General features: G+C 43.1%; 12 protein-coding genes and 3 CRISPR repeat arrays (1 of these 15 only partly in view). Of the genes, 11 read left to right on the top strand and 1 reads right to left on the bottom strand.

Annotation, left to right across the window (positions count from 1 at the left end; genetic code table 11):
* Positions 1-38: 38 nt before the first annotated feature.
* Positions 39-938 (bottom strand): SDR family oxidoreductase, encoded by a 900-nt coding sequence (locus V3851_RS10710; RefSeq protein WP_331846522.1) that lies wholly within the window; start codon positions 936-938, stop codon positions 39-41.
* Between the two features lie 217 nt (positions 939-1155).
* On the opposite strand from V3851_RS10710, the gene ssuE reads away from it, so the two are divergent.
* The 11 genes from ssuE (at position 1156) to cas2 (ending at position 16806) form a co-directional block, all read left to right on the top strand.
* Positions 1156-1710, top strand: coding sequence for an NADPH-dependent FMN reductase (ssuE, locus tag V3851_RS10705; protein ID WP_331846521.1), 555 nt, complete (start codon positions 1156-1158; stop codon positions 1708-1710).
* Positions 1711-1909: 199 nt separating this feature from the next.
* Entirely contained in the window at positions 1910-2500 is a 591-nt protein-coding gene (locus V3851_RS10700) for a P-loop nucleotide/nucleoside kinase family protein (RefSeq protein WP_331846704.1), read from the top strand.
* A gap of 251 nt (positions 2501-2751) precedes the next feature.
* A CRISPR array of direct repeats spans positions 2752-4562; the repeat unit is 30 nt; unit sequence CTTTGACCGTAACAGGTGATGTATTGAAAT.
* A 203-nt stretch (positions 4563-4765) separates the two neighbouring features.
* A complete protein-coding gene (locus V3851_RS10695) occupies positions 4766-5605 on the top strand; it encodes a hypothetical protein (protein WP_331846520.1) in 840 nt (279 codons plus the stop codon).
* 624 nt (positions 5606-6229) lie between these two features.
* Positions 6230-7182: a CRISPR direct-repeat array (repeat unit 30 nt; unit sequence CTTTAACCGTAACAAGCGTTGTATTGAAAT).
* Positions 7183-7757: 575 nt separating this feature from the next.
* Positions 7758-8462 (top strand): CRISPR-associated protein Cas6, encoded by a 705-nt coding sequence (locus V3851_RS10690; RefSeq protein WP_331846519.1) that lies wholly within the window; start codon positions 7758-7760, stop codon positions 8460-8462.
* Positions 8463-8486: 24 nt separating this feature from the next.
* A complete protein-coding gene (locus tag V3851_RS10685) occupies positions 8487-10442 on the top strand; it encodes a hypothetical protein (protein WP_331846518.1) in 1956 nt (651 codons plus the stop codon).
* Positions 10354-11397 carry a type I CRISPR-associated protein Cas7 gene (locus V3851_RS10680; RefSeq protein WP_331846517.1) on the top strand — a complete coding sequence of 348 codons (1044 nt, stop codon included), beginning with the start codon at positions 10354-10356 and terminating at the stop codon, positions 11395-11397. Before V3851_RS10685 ends, V3851_RS10680 begins: the two co-directional genes overlap by 89 nt.
* Before the next feature lie 36 nt (positions 11398-11433).
* Complete coding sequence (cas5b, locus tag V3851_RS10675; RefSeq protein ID WP_331846516.1) at positions 11434-12234, top strand: type I-B CRISPR-associated protein Cas5b; 801 nt, start codon at positions 11434-11436, stop codon at positions 12232-12234.
* A gap of 60 nt (positions 12235-12294) precedes the next feature.
* Positions 12295-14994 (top strand): CRISPR-associated helicase Cas3', encoded by a 2700-nt coding sequence (gene cas3 / locus V3851_RS10670; RefSeq protein ID WP_331846515.1) that lies wholly within the window; start codon positions 12295-12297, stop codon positions 14992-14994.
* 2 nt (positions 14995-14996) lie between these two features.
* The gene (cas4, locus tag V3851_RS10665) at positions 14997-15485 is read left to right on the top strand and encodes a CRISPR-associated protein Cas4 (protein WP_331846703.1); all 489 of its coding nucleotides are present in this window, start codon (positions 14997-14999) and stop codon (positions 15483-15485) included.
* A gap of 17 nt (positions 15486-15502) precedes the next feature.
* Positions 15503-16513, top strand: a complete 1011-nt coding sequence (gene cas1b / locus V3851_RS10660; RefSeq protein WP_331846514.1) for a type I-B CRISPR-associated endonuclease Cas1b — start codon at positions 15503-15505, stop codon at positions 16511-16513.
* Between the two features lie 5 nt (positions 16514-16518).
* Positions 16519-16806 carry a CRISPR-associated endonuclease Cas2 gene (cas2, locus tag V3851_RS10655; RefSeq protein ID WP_331846513.1) on the top strand — a complete coding sequence of 96 codons (288 nt, stop codon included), beginning with the start codon at positions 16519-16521 and terminating at the stop codon, positions 16804-16806.
* Between the two features lie 190 nt (positions 16807-16996).
* Positions 16997-17794: a CRISPR direct-repeat array (repeat unit 30 nt; unit sequence CTTTGACCGTAACAGATGATGTATTGAAAT) (it continues 155 nt past the right edge of the window).

The following is a 17794-nucleotide window of genomic DNA, read 5'->3' as shown; positions in this document are numbered from 1 at the left end:
CTCATTATCCCGCTAGTCGGCTTGCTCCTCGCCATCCGTTACGTCGTAACCATGGCTCCGCCGTTGACATGCACGACCTCGCCCGTGGCGAAGGAGGAGTCGTCGCTCGCCAGATACACATAGGCGGGGGCGAGCTCGAAGGGCTGGCCCGCGCGTTTGATCGGGGCGTCGGTGCCGAACACGGACACTTCCTCCGCGGAGAAGCTGGAGACGATCAGCGGCGTCCAGACGGAGCCCGGGGCGACCGCGTTGACGCGGATGCCGCAGTCGATCAGGGAGAGGGCCAACGAGCGCGTGAAGGAGACGATCGCCCCTTTGGTCGACGAGTAATCGATCAGCGTCTTATGGCCTTGATAAGCGGTGATCGAGGCGGTGTTGATGATCGCGCTGCCGCATTTGAGATGGAGGAGCGCGGCCTGCACCATGAAGAAGAAAGGGAAAATATTCGTTTGGAAGGTTTGGTATAACTGTTCTTCGCTGATATCGGCGATGCTTTGCTGCGGATACTGCACGCCGTGGTTGTTCACCAGAACGTCGAGCCGCCCGAAACAGCGAATCGTCTCCCGCACCACGTATTCGCAATTTGCTTTCAAGCGGAGATCGATTTTAATCGGCAAGCAGCGCTGCCCCAACTCTTCAATCCGTTGTTTGGTTTCCAGCGCGTCGGAGGTTTCCCAGAGGTACGGGATGACGAGATCGGCTCCCTCCTTGGCGAAAGCGACCGCCACCGCGCGGCCGATGCCGCTGTCGCCGCCGGTGATGATCGCGACTTTGCCTCTTAGCTTCCCGCTGCCGCGGTATTCCGGATTTTCGAAAATCGGCCTCGGGTTCATCAAACTCTCCAAACCGGGCTGAACCGGCTGATGCTGCGGCGGAAAAGCGATCGGCTGTTCCTTGCATACCGTTTTCCATCCGACATAAGGATATACGGGGACCATCGGTTTTATAAACTCCTCCCTGGACCATCGTCCGTGAACTTTCATTATCCTTATCCATATGCGTTCGCCCAGATAAAGGTGCCCAAACGTATCAATCCGGGAAGTGCCACGACCGGTATACTTTCATTGACTTTTCACTAAAATATTGATAGCATCAATTTAAAGTATACTGATTTTATCGGAATTAATTTATAGAGATAAAAGGAGAGTGACCCGTATGGCAAAAGCGACGATTATCAACGGTACTCCGACTCCGGGTTCCCGCCTGACCGCCGTCATTTCCTTGGCCGAGGAGCTGCTTGTCAAGGAAGGTTTTGAGGTACAGCATGTAAATGTGGGGGAATTGCCGCCGGAGGATTTGATTCATACGAAATTCGAGAGCGAGGCGATCGTCAAGGCCAACGCTCTGGTTGCGGGCGCGGACGCCGTCATCGTTGCCAGCCCGGTCTATCAGGCTTCCTACACCGGGGTGCTTAAAACCTTTTTGGACCTGATTCCGCAAAAAGGGCTCACCGGTAAAATCATTCTTCCGCTCTTTATCGGAGGGAGTCTGGCGCATCTGTTGTCGATCGATTACGCTCTGAAGCCCGTTTTGTCGGCGCTTGGGGCGCGCCATATTTTGGGCGGCGTTTATACGGTCGATTCCCAGGTGGCCCGGACGGATAAGGGCGGATTTGAGATCGCCGAAGAGCTTAAAGACCGGCTTGGCGACAATATCAAGGAATTGGCCGAGGAAACCCGGCGCCGAATCGCCTCCGCGGAGGCGCGCTGAATAGGGACGGCTAACGTTATGGTGGGCTGTTTGGGACAATACTGACCTTGTCCCGAATAGCCCGCCTTGTTTTTTGTTTTTCTAGGCCCGGGGTGAGAAGAACTTGCGGGAAATTGTCCGCGAACAGTTGGAATGGCGGAGGACGGATAGTACAATGGAGAAAGCTAAAGGCAAAATCAAAGGGGGATTTACGAGACATATGCAAAAGCTAGTGTTTTTTGTGGGAGTCGCCGGTACCGGCAAAACGACGGTAGCCCGGAAACTGGCGGAACGGATGCAGGCCGCGTTTCTCGACCGGGATACGGTCGGCGGACGCTTTGTGGAGAAAATGCTGGAGATGAACGGGCTGGACGTCAACGACCGCGACTCCGATTTTTATAAGAAGCATCTGCGCGACCTGGAGTACGACACAACCAAAGACATCTGCATCGAAAATCTTGCGGCCGGCCAGAACGTGTTCATGATCTCTCCGTTCACGGCGGAGCTGAAGAACAAAGCCTGGATCGAAGAGGTGCTTGCCGCCGCCGGCAAAACGAAACAGGACGTGGACGTTAAAGTCGTCGTCGTCACCCTGAAGGACATGGAAACGCAAAAAGAGCGCATCATCGACCGGCAAACCGAGCGCGACACCTGGAAGCTCGAACACTGGGACGACTTCAAGCATCGCGTTCAATTCGTGCCGGAGATCAATTGGGATATTCCCGAGTCCTCCGTTCTCATCTTCGACAACAGCGGCGAGCTGACCGAGGAGAAGGCCGAGAACGTGTATCGGTTTGTTGTTGGGGAGTAAGTGATGAGATAACCCCTGATGTGGGTTTATGACTGAAGAGCCGTTCGGTTTGCCGAACGGTTTTTTTTGCTTCCTTTTCCCAACCTCTTTTTTGCTTTGAGGGCCTATATCCCCTTGAGTGGTAAGGAATTATTGTACATTTTAATGAGATAATTACGGCCTGTCTTATAGGTTGGGAAAATTTTGATAAACCCTTATGGCTGTAGTAGAATTTAGATATTGGATTTTAAAAATAGCTTGATTTTACTAGCCTTTGACCGTAACAGGTGATGTATTGAAATTACTGCGCGGTTAGGTTTACAACCTTTTGCCGCTGTCTTTGACCGTAACAGGTGATGTATTGAAATTAAAGTGCTGCCATCAGGTAGCACTTTTTTAGGGAGCTTTGACCGTAACAGGTGATGTATTGAAATAAACAGGGCGGCGACATTACGTATGACTGGTATGGACTTTGACCGTAACAGGTGATGTATTGAAATATCGTCATTCCTACCATTTGGGACAAATCCGTTACCTCTTTGACCGTAACAGGTGATGTATTGAAATTTGTCCTACCTCCAATCGTTTTTTCACTTCTCCAGCCTTTGACCGTAACAGGTGATGTATTGAAATTTGCCGGGGTTCCGCGCCTCCGAAAAGTACTCGACTTTGACCGTAACAGGTGATGTATTGAAATCTACAAATACCAAAAGAATATTAAGCAAAGGCGACCACTTTGACCGTAACAGGTGATGTATTGAAATTCTATGACGGGGACGGAGGTTGGTAATCCTACTTATCTTTGACCGTAACAGGTGATGTATTGAAATACAAAGCAGCCACCAACAGCGAGCATGCCACTCTATCTTTGACCGTAACAGGTGATGTATTGAAATTCGGTTTTCCGAGCTTATCTAGCGAATCGCTTTGCCTTTGACCGTAACAGGTGATGTATTGAAATAACCCGATCAATTCCAACGCGGCATCTACAGTCATACTTTGACCGTAACAGGTGATGTATTGAAATTTTGTATTATCAATTGCGTCTTTTACGTTGCTCCCTACTTTGACCGTAACAGGTGATGTATTGAAATTATGCCCCTGCGGGCCCGGCCACAGAAAACGACGCACTTTGACCGTAACAGGTGATGTATTGAAATGAAACAAGTGTAATCGCTATGTTCTCACCATTATCTTTGACCGTAACAGGTGATGTATTGAAATCAATCAATGGGGCCGTCCCTTGCGCGACATCGGAAACTTTGACCGTAACAGGTGATGTATTGAAATTGGATATAAACGTAGCCGCTGAAATATCCCCTCTCACTTTGACCGTAACAGGTGATGTATTGAAATAGGATTTTGGCGTCTGCTTTTACGGAAAATATGCATCTTTGACCGTAACAGGTGATGTATTGAAATTTCGGATAAGTGATCGCCCCCGGAGGAATTGGAATTGCTTTGACCGTAACAGGTGATGTATTGAAATCACGTGACGGAATATTATGTTATTACATGGGGTTCACTTTGACCGTAACAGGTGATGTATTGAAATATTTTAAGAAGCGTGGAACCGATAGTAATAAAAGTACTTTGACCGTAACAGGTGATGTATTGAAATCAATAGGATCATAATCCAATCGCGCAGCTTCTTTCCCTTTGACCGTAACAGGTGATGTATTGAAATGCAGCAAACGCCGATGTAGACATAGCCATAACTGCGCTTTGACCGTAACAGGTGATGTATTGAAATTCCGTCAAAACCTTGTGATCATAGACATGATGTGGTCTTTGACCGTAACAGGTGATGTATTGAAATTTATCAATAAATGATTCAACATAGAAGCGGCTCCCCCTTTGACCGTAACAGGTGATGTATTGAAATAACTCCTTGACCAGGTCGCCGACCTTATCGAGATTCCTTTGACCGTAACAGATGATGTATTGAAATAAAGCCGGGTCGGTCGTGTCGCCCGAAATCTTCTTGCTTTGACCGTAACAGATGATGTATTGAAATATGTACCATACCTTGCACTTATTCAATCCGGCATGTCTTTGACCGTAACAGATAATGTATAAAAATACGGGGAATCTTAAAAAGCTTCTATGTACAATTATGCTGAGCTATTGGATATAGCTTGGCATATTTTCTTTTTATAGATTTATGATGTTCAAATAATATTCAATACTAACACCAAATTTATACATTTATTCTTGATATAATTGACTAATGGTAAATAATACCTTATTGTAAATTATGAGGATATTGGGTGGGGGGTAATTTCCTTGGATGAATTACATCTGGATAATTTGAAAATTGACTCCTTGGTTGATTTACTTAAGGCATCATTTGCATTAGAAGATTGGGATAAAATGATTGAGATAGCTAATAAGCTCTATTTATCAGCTCGTGACTTTGAACAAGAAAGACAAATGAAGGACAAACCTGAGAGGCATTTAGTATACTACTTTGGCTTCAGCCAGCTTGCAAAGGGAATAGCTCTACAAAATAAAGGTGATTACAAAAAATCGAAAGCACTTATAGAAAAATATAGTGATCTTTCATGGCTAGATGATGGAAGTAAAGAGGCAAAAGAAGAAATAGATTTTTTTAAAATGTTTGCTAAAGCAAATATGTATGCTGTAAACGTACTCGAAGGTAATTTAGAATATCTTGAACCGTATATTCAATTTTTAAGAGAATCACGGATTGATGAATTAATGCCGGGGCTACTTAACATTATCGAGGCAGCAATGAGATATAATTTTGATGTAAGTGAAATATTAGAATCTTTTGAGAGCGAAATTAATACGGCGATTGAATATTATAAGAAAAAGCAATCGCTGTACCTGATGAAAGTGTTCTATAGATTGTCATTGTATCATTTTGCCCGTAAAGATTATGATGTTGCAATAGATATAACCTTACAAGCTCTGGCATTATCTAATATACTTAAAGATACAACAGCATTTAAAAAGTTTTCTACGCTATTTGAATCATTTCGAAAACATACTAGCGAAGATCAGCAGAAGCAATACACTCTTTTCATGACTAATACTCTTAAGGAGGAATTGAGTAATGAAAAAAGCATTTTTTATGACGGTAATTGCATTGGGGTTAATTAGTGTAGTCATAGTACCGACCGTACCAGACCCATCTACAATAACTACGTTTAGCCATGGGATGGAACATTAAAAAGATTGATTTGTTTGCAAAAAGTTAAAGCCTCATATATTACATAAAATTGTCTTTATCGCTTTTATCTCGGGAAAATCAACACAAAGAGAACCCTTAAAGTTTAAGGGTTTTTCTTTATTTTTATAGAGGAATTATGCGTGTCAGACTGGGCGGCAAGTTTGTAGGACTTAAACACTTTGCGATCTTTGTTTGCAATATATGTCTTTCGTCACTAAATATATTCATAAGACCAATTTAATGACCAAAATATTTGTACAGAAGCGTTTAAACGGTTTAAACGGTAATCAAAAAAGAGAAACTCTGTATTTATGTGAAGCAGGAGAACCATATAAATATTTGGGTTTTGTTTTTCGGAGTTGAAGATTTAAGATCGAATTTTCCCAACCACTTACTATAGGCAAAAGGATGCGAGCCTTACAGCTATAAGGGGTAGAGGCATATTTTAAGGATTACTTACAATATTAGTTTCAGGTTGGGAAAATTTTGTGGATCCCTTGTGGTTGTAGTAACATTAACATATATGATTTTTTTTAAGGCTTGATTTTACTGGCCTTTAACCGTAACAAGCGTTGTATTGAAATAATCCAGAGCAAAGCGGAAATGAAATCAGTGTTACCCTTTAACCGTAACAAGCGTTGTATTGAAATGAGGCCATGAAAAATTGGGGCGAGGATACACCATTACTTTAACCGTAACAAGCGTTGTATTGAAATACAACCGACGGCTATCGGCCTGAGTGTAAAGAGTGCTTTAACCGTAACAAGCGTTGTATTGAAATCCGGTAGATACAACCGAAATGATCTGTGGTGATTGGCTTTAACCGTAACAAGCGTTGTATTGAAATAGAAGTGGCTGATTGGATCGCCGCGAACATGTTGGACCTTTAACCGTAACAAGCGTTGTATTGAAATAATCGAACGCGGCGACTCCGGAACTACGGCGCAAGCCTTTAACCGTAACAAGCGTTGTATTGAAATTTATGACCCCACGGTTATGTGCGTGTATAGTGGCGTCTTTAACCGTAACAAGCGTTGTATTGAAATGTTGCGACGATGGCACTTGTTGCAGTTATGGCTATGCTTTAACCGTAACAAGCGTTGTATTGAAATTAATTCCCGCTGTTCTACTACCTGATAATATCCATCTTTAACCGTAACAAGCGTTGTATTGAAATGCCTATAACGAACGAATGGAATATGAGAGCAGAGAACTTTAACCGTAACAAGCGTTGTATTGAAATGGATTGGAATGGAGTGCAATACTTCCCCATTGCCCACTTTAACCGTAACAAGCGTTGTATTGAAATAAGTGATCTCTGACCTGCTCTTCCCAATCTGCTGCACTTTAACCGTAACTAGCGTTGTATTGAAATTAAACCAAAGGGAGAGATAAAGAGTATGGCAAAGTTCTTTAACCGTAACAAGCGTTGTATTGAAATCAATCTGCGTAAAAAGATCGGCGCGGATAACAGCTCTTTAAACCGTAACAATCGTTGTATTGAAATTGGCCTATGGCAACTCGGGTTTCGGGCAATTTTCTTCTTTAACCGTAACTTATATGGAGTTTAGAATCAGTGAAGGGCTAAGTTTTTTATCAATCTTAAGTTGTATATAGCATCTCTGTTCATTGATAATACCAAATTCGAGTACCAATTGAAGATGGGAGGGGTAGGAGGGAGTGGATCGTATTTGATTTCATTATTGGTAACAACGCCATCTCTAAAATAATGTGTGTTGAGTGACCTATGATTCAGAAAACATATGAATATTGTGAAGTGAATATAGTTCCATAAAATGGATGGACGGAGAATAAAATGAAGTGTATTTTATTGAATATAAGATAAGTTAAAGCTTAAATCATTACAATGATTTTTTATATTATAAATAAAATTCACCATACATCATATGTTTCGGTCATGATCCTGAAGCTCCTAGTCCATAGATTAAGAACTTAAATCATTACAATTTTCAATACACCACTTGTTAGGGTCATTAACTTTCTGATTCTGATTTATTATACATGTTGGGCTTTTTGACAGCAATGGGTTGTTGAACTAGTTTATGAGAGGAGGTGAGGAAGATGTTTTTTGAAATGAAAGCGACTGTTCTGTTAAAGCAATCAAAACATCACCTGGAAATGCCTGAGATCATAGGGAACTGGGTCGGACGAGCCGAATTAAAAGACGATGAACTTAGGTTACATCACTATGATGCAACTTACAAAAATAGAGTGTTCTCGCAGCCTTTTCCACGAGAAAAAGATGGCATCTACAAACAAGGCAGGGTCTACGTTATTGTGATACGCAGCTCTGTAGAGAATATATTGCGGCGGGTAGCTGAGGCATTGCAATTGCTGGAGGATGATACATACTTTGAACTGTTAGCCGTGAGTCCGATACAGAGCAAGCGAATGATGCATATTACCGAATTGACGACGGTAACCCCGGCGATTGTGACCGTGGACAGCAAACCATGGGTACCTGGTGATAATTTGGAGTTATTGTTAAACCGAATTCACGCCAATGCGGAGAAGAAGTACAACCAGCTCAATTCAAGCGAACCGATTCGTCTTGACTATGAATTTGCCGAAGGAATTCAGGTGCTTAATCAGAAGCCGATCGCTTATTGCTATAAAGGAAGGAAACTGCTTGGAAATAAGGTTCGCTTGCTGATCCGGGAGGACGAGCTCTCTCAGCGTTTGGCGCATGTGGTACTTGGATCGGGGCTTTCCGAAAAAAACAGCGTCTTGGGAGCGGGGTTCTGTCTTGCAAAAGGTTTGGATTAAGCGGAAAGGAGGCTAAGAGAGCACATGTTAAAAGACTTAGCAGACAGCTATCAGTTGGCTAAGAATCGACCCCCTGAACAGGTGATTCAGGATTCTCACCGCCCAAAATCCGGATTGTATCTTCGTCTTCGTCTTGACCAAAGCTGGGCGGAGCAACAAAGGGACTTTGAAGGTAATCATCTTATGATTAATTCAAAGGAGAACGAAGAGGATATCCCCGTTTCGAATTTGAGTTTATTCCAATGGTTTCAGGTTAGAGACTACTACAGCTCTCTGATTACGATGAACAAGGCGGTGGATGGCGGCAAGCAAATCCACAGCAATAATCCGTTTGCTTTATTTGCTAAGCGGGAAGTTTTTTTGGAAGAGAAGAAAGACAGTAAATTTTCTATGCAAGACAATGTGGTCAGATTTCTGGAGCAAACCAAGCCCGTGCCTGTTCGACAGAAATGGGCCGAATTAATTACCCTAAAGAATTCAAACAAAGAAGCCAGGGCCCTAACACCGGAAGAATTCTTTGCGGAGACTGATTATGCTCAATCGTTTCATTACTTGGACAGCAACTTCCGGAAGAATAAACTTCAAGAAATTGCATCTTGGTACGCTGATAACTTAAAACCGCTGACTGAATTTGTGCGGTCCCTGAACTTCAAAAACTACGTCAAATTGTTTTTTACCCCGGAGATCCCCACCTTAGATGATTCCTACACCAATCAACAGATTTATCAATTTGAATACACTCTCTATACGATTCCTAAAATTTTTAATAGCAACGACTACAACCAGATGGCTAATGGTGAAATGACAGGACTTCCTGGTTTTAATGTGAGCATGAATAGCAAGAAGCCGTATTTAGAGCACAAAACGATGCGTGTCGTTGCGCCGATCCGTGTGTCTTTGGATGAAGCAATGCTACTAAAGTCAACAACGGAATGGCTGCTTTCCCAGGATAAGTTTGTCACTCATAAGTTTAAATACGAGACTTCTTTTTCGTTGGCAAAGGCTTCCGGCCCTGAGGGGGCGTACCATGTTTATGTTGAAGGCAAGGATAACGAAGTGCTTAGTTACGAGAATATTCCTTTCTCTACCGAAGTACTGATCCAGATCCCGGTGTTCAACTATTTGGAAGTAAGAGATCACGAGGGCTTCGTTAAAGATTACTCTAATATGCATATTAACGGGGCCGAGCAATTGCAAAAGCAGATCAGCAGCCGATTTTTCCGTGGACGGATGAATCAGGATCAAGGGCGCTTCGTGTATGGGGATGAGCCAAAACCGAGAGATAAAGATTTCACTTCAGTTATGGGGGCTCTGTTCATGCAGAGCAGGCAAGCTTTTCATGACTGGATTTATAAGGGGACGGAGATGACGATCAGGCCGATTTTTGACAGAACTACGCTGCGTCTTATTGAAGAGCAATTATTATATGTAGAACCTGGAGGACTAAAAAACGGGAGATTGAATCTGCTGGATTTGCGCTGGCTGGCGGATGCTTTCAATGTCCGGTTATCGATGGATCGTTATCTTAAACGAAATGAAGGAGGTCCGACGATGGGAGATCGAATTTCGGCTGTTAAAGCTTCATTAAAAGACAAGCTCGCGCTCAATGATATCAATGTATGCGGCAATGATGACGAGTTTTACTTTTTGGCGGGGCAGATCGCTTATTTCCTTAAAAGCTTATCGGAAACCTACAACAAAACAGGCGATTTACTAGGGCCGTTTCTGTCGGTAAAACGCAGTGATCAACTGAAAAGAAGGCTGGAAGATGCTTATGCTTTACATAAACACAAAATTCGGTTGAACCACTTTAAGTTTAACCGTGCTTTTTCCAGTGTGTTTGGCTATAAGCCTGAGGCTGAGCCGGAAGGCGATGTAAGGGAGTTTTTTATTGCCGGATTGCTGGCGGACAATTGGTTCTATGAAAAGTCGGAGAAGGCTTCAAATCAAGCTAATGAAGGAGAGGATTCAAATGACTAAAAAAACCAACCGTGTTGTTGGGCTGATTGGAATCGTGAGCCGGATGGCAAATTGGAACGCGGATTTCAGCGGTCTTCCCAAAACAACGAGCAACGGGCAAATTTTCGGAAGCGACAAGGCGCTTAAATACAGTATCAAACGTTATTGGGAAGAACAAGGACACAAGGTATTGTACATTCGTTCTTATAAAATGGGCGGCAAGGGAAACGATGCAAGCAAGCTGCAACCGCGAAATCTGGATGAACGGTATGAACATTTGTTTGGAGAGAAAGTATCTAAAAGCTCGGCGGAAGTGCTTAGCCGTTTGTTTCAATGTGTGGACGTCATGAATTTTGGGGCTACCTTCGCGGTGAAAGAACAAAATATCGGGTTGGCTGGTCCCGTACAAATTGGTCAGGGATTTAATAAGTTCGAATTTGCAAATGTTGAAATTCAGGATATTTTATCCCCCTTCCGAAACTCCAATGAAGACAGCGCTGATAAGGATGCTACCTCAATCGGAAAGAAACGGACGGTGGATGAATCGCACTATATTTATCCTTTTTCCGTTAATCCGAAACACTATGACAGCTATGTTGAACTGGAAGGCATTGCGGACTTCGAAGGCTATACAGAAGAAGCTTATGAGGCTTTTAAGCAAGGAGCACTCGTAGGAGCTACACTGCAAAATACGAATAGCAAATCGGGAGCGGAAAACGCCTTCGCTCTGTTTGTCGAATTTAAACCGGATGTGCCTTCGTATATGCCGAATCTTGATCCTTATGTAAAGGTCATCAAACAGAAAGATCAGGTTATTTATGATCTATCGGCGATCCTTCCTCTGTTGGAAGATGTGCAGGAGTACATCGATCATATTGAGCTTTATGTCAATCCGTATGCGGCCGCAGTAGAGCTAAAGTATCCTGGAGTCCAAACCTATAATATCTTCACTCGCAAAGAGTTGAACCTGCTGTAATGGAGAACTATGCTGCAGCCTTTAGGAGGGATGACCATGCGGGCGATTCGCTTTGAGCTTCGGGGGGAGACGGCTTTCTTTAAGAAACCGGATGTGAATTCATATGCCTATTTTACGTATAGTCATATTCATAAGATAGCGTTGTTCGGCCTGCTCGGTGCAATAATTGGACTTGGAGGATATGCTCAACAATACGAGAAAAATAATGCCTCGTCAGCTAGTAAGAAAAGCTCGGGGCCTTCTCTGGCGATTTATCCTGAGTTCTACGAGGTGTTGCGGTATGCCTGGGTAAGCATTGTGCCGCATGGAGATCGGGGGTATTTCGCCAAGAAAATTCAAATTTTCAACAATACCGTTGGGTATGCGAGCAATGAGGAAGGCGGCGTACTCAATGTGCGAGAGCAGTGGCTAGAACACCCGCATTGGACCATTTACATAGCCGATCACAATGGCTTGCCCCCAGGGCTATTCGATAAGCTGGCGGATTATCTTCTCCATTCCAAAGCCGAATATATGCCTTATCTCGGAAAAAACGACCACCCGGCATCAATTACGAGAACGGCTGTAATTAACTTGGACAAGCCTCAAGACAAACCGCAATTTATTGATTCGCTTAGGGCGGGGCATATTGCATCTGAAACCTATGGGGAAATTAAGAATAGGCAAATGCAAAGCTACTTTAAAGAGTACTTACCTGTTGCTTTGAATGAAGTGAATAACGGTTATATCCTGGAACAACTGGTATTTACCAATCATGAAATCGATCCGGATTCCTTGCTGGATCGGGATAAAGAGCGGTTGTTCTTGGATGGGGAACGGGTGTTGTATTTCATATGATTAATAAAGCCGGATTAGGAAGCGATTCCAGCCGGCTTTGTATTTACTGGGAGGAATATCATGTCGGGAACCTCTTCTATTAATCAATGGCTAACCGATGAAGCGGAAAATATACTGCTGGCTCACCTTACTGAGAAAGAAAGTGAAAGGCCTAACGAGACACTTGAGGAACATAGCAACTTGGTGATGGAATATGCCGAAACCCTCTTACTTGAGGGGGGCGTAGAATCGGCTATAGAAAGAGGATTGAACAAGCTGAGTATAGCCGGTAAACCATTAGGTTCTCCCGCTCAAGATCAAATCCTGATTTATTTTCGGAAAGCCATCTATTTGCATGATCTCGGCAAGCTGAATCCTGCTTTTCAGCGAATAAAAATGAAGAACTCGGCAATCGGCAATAAAGGGGCGGGACTCAGTGATAGTTCACATTCCTTGCTATCTGCAGTGTTGTATCTACATATCTTTTTGAGTGAGTTGCGTCAATTGGAACAAAAGCCTTTGTTTTTCTCAGACGACAAACGTCATAACAAAAGGATTTTCATATTTCTGCGGCACGTACTTTATGTATTTGCCTATGTCATTTCCAGACATCATACATATCTTGGCGCTATGGATAGCCTCGTCGGAGATCAGCTTACTGCGTTTGAACAGGTACTTCGCCAACAGGTGACAGCGATTCGGGAAAAACCGGAGATCCTTGATTTTTATCGTAACAAACATGACTTTCTTGATGAATATTCCTTATTTGAATATATACTATCAGGCAACGGGATGCGGATAAATGAAATGCACTCTCCGTCATACCCTTTTTTCATCGTAGTCAAATTGCTTTACTCCACCTTGATCGCTTCGGATTTTCGAGCAACTTACCATTATATGGAGCAAACTCCCCAGGCTATGAACTATTTTGGTGAACGGCTGCCGCTCCAGCCAGTGCTGGATGCATATCGCGGCGGGAATATTTATAAGGCGATCCAGAAATATAAGGTCAACCGTGAATCTATGCCCTTGGGGTCCATAAACCGTCTGCGATCAGAGCTGTTTCTGGAGACGGAGCGAAGATTACTGAAACGCCCGGGGGAGTCTATCTATTATCTGGAAGGGCCAACAGGCTCCGGCAAGACAAATATGTCAATTAACCTGGCGCTTCAATTATTGAATCGTGATAAAAGTTTGAATAAGCTCATTTATGCATTCCCGTTCAATTCTTTGATCGAACAGACGAGGCAAACGCTGGAGGGCTATTTTAACAAGGATGGGCTTGAAGGATACAAGGTGGAGGTCATTAATTCTATAACCCCTATGATATCTCCTCAAGAGCAAATGGCTCAGAAGAATCTTGAAAACGGGGATTATGAGTCAGGCGAGCCGGAAAAGAATTTCAAATCCATTTTGCTACAAAGGCAATTACTACAATATCCCGTTACACTAACTTCTCATGTGAACCTGTTTAATTACTTCTTCGGGACGGGGCGTGAAGTCAATTTGGCTTTCGCTCATTTATGTAACAGTGTGATCGTGTTGGATGAAATCCAGAGCTATCGCAACAAGCTGTGGAAGGAAATAATTCATTTTTTGCGTTCATTTGCGGAGCTCATGAATATTAAATTCATTATCATGTCGGCGACACTTCCGCAGCTGGATTTACTTTTGAAGTACGAACCGGGAGAGAAGGAAGTTGAAACATACTCGCTTGTGTTAAACAGAAACACATATTTCAATAATCCCTTGTTTCGCGATAGGGTGAATCTCCATTTTGACTGGTTAGAGCAAGGGAAGTTAAAGATTGAACAACTAAGGAACCAGTTCGAACGCATTATTCATGAGAGAAAACAGCGAGGAGCGGGCAACCGAGTCTTGTTTGAATTTATCAACAAAACAACAGCCCGTCAGTTCTATAATCTGATTAAGGAAAGTGAGATACCGGTGTATGAGCTTACCGGTGACGATAATCCGTCTTATCGCAAGAAATTGATCGGAAAGTTGGGCAAATCGGCGAGTACGGGCGAGTTTTTACTAAAAGAGGTTATCGTCGTGGCGACACAAGTTATCGAGGCCGGTGTGGATATCGATATGGATGTCGGATTCAAGGATATTTCATTATTGGATAGTGAAGAGCAATTTCTCGGCAGGATCAATCGCTCCTGTGACCGCGACGATTGCCACGCTTATTTTTTTGACATGGATGATGCAAGCATGATTTATAGAGATGATATGCGTATAGAGCTGGATTTGCGTGAGGAATCGTACCAGAAAATGCTGCTGACCAAAGATTTCAGCGATTTCTATAACCGTGTTATGCAGCGGATTAATGACTCCAGAGAGAGATATAACGCTCAGAATTGGTTCAAATTCGAGACGGACATCCAGATGCTAGATTTTCCAGTTTTAGCTAAACATATGAACCTAATTCCGGATAGGAGCGTATCACTGTTTCTTAACTATGACTTGGTATTGGATAACGGAACAACCATTTCGGGTGAGGAGGTATGGGACAAGTTTATGCGCTTAGTGGAGGACAAACAAATAGACTATTCTGAACGGAAGGTCAAATTGTCTCTTATTCGGGAGCAGATGAGTTATTTTACATTCACTTATCGAATTACGAAGGGAGAACTCCCTGCGATTTTCTCTAAAGTCATAGGCTCTCTCTACTATGTGGATCAGGCTGAACAATACATGGATTGGGACGAACAAACAGGTTCTTGGAAATTCAATCGCTCAAAGTACAGTGAGGCAGAGAGGGGGCTGTTTCTTTGAGGATGACCGGAACGATAGTCAATTATTACATTCACTGCCGCAGGCAATGCTGGCTATTTGCAAACGGAATGAATTTTGAAGATGATAGCGAAGATGTGCGGATTGGCAAGGTACTTCACGAATTAAAAAACGAAGGTAAGTCCGGTCGGGAAATTGCGATTGAAGGAATTAAGGTTGATAAGTTAAGTGATCAATATGTTACCGAATTTAAAAAATCCGATGCAGATGTCGAAGCTACCAAGTGGCAGACAATCTATTACATGTACGTCCTCAAACAGAAAGGGATGGAGAGAAAAGGAAATGTTCAGTTTATAGAGCGAAATCGCCAGGGCAGCAAAACAGTGGAGCTCGAATTGGATGAGCAAACTGAGGTGAAGCTGGTTCAAATGCTGGAAGAGATTGAGCAGTATGTGACGGGAGAACAACCTGAGCCAGCCGTTTTGGATAAGAAATGCAAGCGCTGTGCTTATTATGCTTACTGCTTTTTGTAATAAGGGGAGGGATTAAATTGTCTAAATCGGCATCATCCACCAGGTATATACGTACGCCGGGTACTTTAAGCAGAGAAGCTAATTCATTGACTTTTCGCAGTGAAAAAGGAATCATTCACTTGCCCATTCACGGGATTAAGGAACTTTACTTGCTAAACGAAATATCGCTCAACAGCAAGCTTTTTTCCTTTCTGTCTACTGCTGGGATTACGGTTCACTTTTTTGATTATTATGGACATTTTCGCGGCACATTTTATCCCAAGGAGGCACGAGTTAGTGGGAAGGTGAAACTACTTCAGGCCAAAGCCTGCCTGGAACGACGGCTTCCCATTGCCAAGGCTTTCGTTAGTGCAATCGGGGCAAACATCCATGAGGTACTCTACCATTACTACAAACATGGGAACAAGGAGATCAAACCTTATCTGGATTGGCTGAAGAAAGATGTGCCAGCCCTACTTGAAAAGATCGATGATATCTCACGTTTGCTGGCGCTCGAAGGAGAAATTTGGCGGCGTTTTTACGATACGTTCAAGACGTTTTTGCCGGAGGACTTTAAAATGAACAAGCGGGTCAAGAGACCGCCGGATAATCCGCTCAATGCCATGATTAGCTTTGGCAATACCATACTTTATACAAAAACCATTTCCCAGATTTATCATACCCATTTGGATCAGAGCATTAGCTTTCTTCATGAACCGAGTGATCGGCGTTTCTCCCTCAGCCTCGATTTATCGGAACCCTTTAAGCCGCTTATAGTTTACCGTACAATTTTTGAATTAGTGAACAATCGAAGAATCCAAGTTAATAAACACTTTGAGAAGAAGTATAATTATTGCATATTAAACGATGCCGGTAGAGACGTGTTTATCACAGCTTTGGAAGCTCGTATGGAACAGGTATTTGAACATGAGAAATTAAAACGTAAAGTTAGTTACTTGACCGCCATTAAGTACGATGCTTATAAACTAAAGAAACACATTGTTGAAGGAACTCCTTTTACTCCGTTTCTTGAAAAAGAGGGGAGATAAAGAGCATGGCCAAGTCCAAAAATTATAACTATGTCATTCTGGTTTACGATATTGGAGAAAAGCGGGTTGGCCGTGTCTTCAAAATCTGCAAGAAATACCTCGTTCATTTTCAAAAATCCGTTTTCCGCGGTGAAATTACCCCGGCCAATCTTTTGAAATTACGCGGCGAATTAAAAAAGGTCATTGATGCCGATTCCGATTTTATCGCAATCTTTAAAATGACCGGGGACTACGTATTTGACGAAGAAATTATCGGTGTTAAACTCAACGATGCCGAATCGCTGTTGTTATAATTTTTACTGAGGTTTTTCCCAACCTCATACATCGCAGCATAGTGCAATAAGCCAAGTGGCATAAGGGCTTGGGGGTTTTTAAGGAGGCCCTGCGACTGCCTTCTTATCCGGTTGGGAAATTTTTGCGTATCCCTTATGGCTGTAGTAAACTTGGCATATCAATACATTGTAAAAGCTTGATTTTACTAGCCTTTGACCGTAACAGATGATGTATTGAAATAAATAAATTGCAAGACCCGAACGAAGATATTCGGATCTTTGACCGTAACAGATGATGTATTGAAATTCAAATAAGTGCTTATCGGCTGTGACGTAGTATCCGCCTTTGACCGTAACAGATGATGTATTGAAATTCGCTCCTTTTCCGTTAAATTAGCGCCTATCCGCGCCTTTGACCGTAACAGATGATGTATTGAAATAGGAAGCCGGGGGGAGACCCGAATAAAAGCAAGGGCCTTTGACCGTAACAGATGATGTATTGAAATAAGAAGCTGACAGAAAAGCAGGTTAATAGGTTGTTCCTTTGACCGTAACAGATGATGTATTGAAATTCACAAAATTCAAACGGAACTGGAGGGCCTTGCATGCTTTGACCGTAACAGATGATGTATTGAAATTTGAATCCAAGATGGGCGATCCTGATGGAACTAACCTTTGACCGTAACAGATGATGTATTGAAATACGGTTAAACAGTCTGCACCGTGAATCCCCGGGAGTCTTTGACCGTAACAGATGATGTATTGAAATATGCGACTGAATATGCTTAACGAAGTGGAGGCCGTACTTTGACCGTAACAGATGATGTATTGAAATTAAAAGCCATAGCGGCAGATTGCGGAGCCAAGGCCCCTTTGACCGTAACAGATGATGTATTGAAATGCCCTGCGATGGGTTCATAAGGTACGAGCTGTCCTCTTTGACCGTAACAGATGATGTATTGAAATAGGTATCGGGCAGAAAGAGTTAGACTTCATTACCCAACTTTGA

Source organism: Paenibacillus haidiansis, assembly GCF_036553665.1.
GTDB classification, from domain to species: Bacteria; Bacillota; Bacilli; order Paenibacillales; family Paenibacillaceae; genus Fontibacillus; species Fontibacillus haidiansis.
The sequence above is the reverse complement of the archived record's forward strand: the minus strand, read 5'-3'. Positions and strand labels throughout refer to the sequence as shown.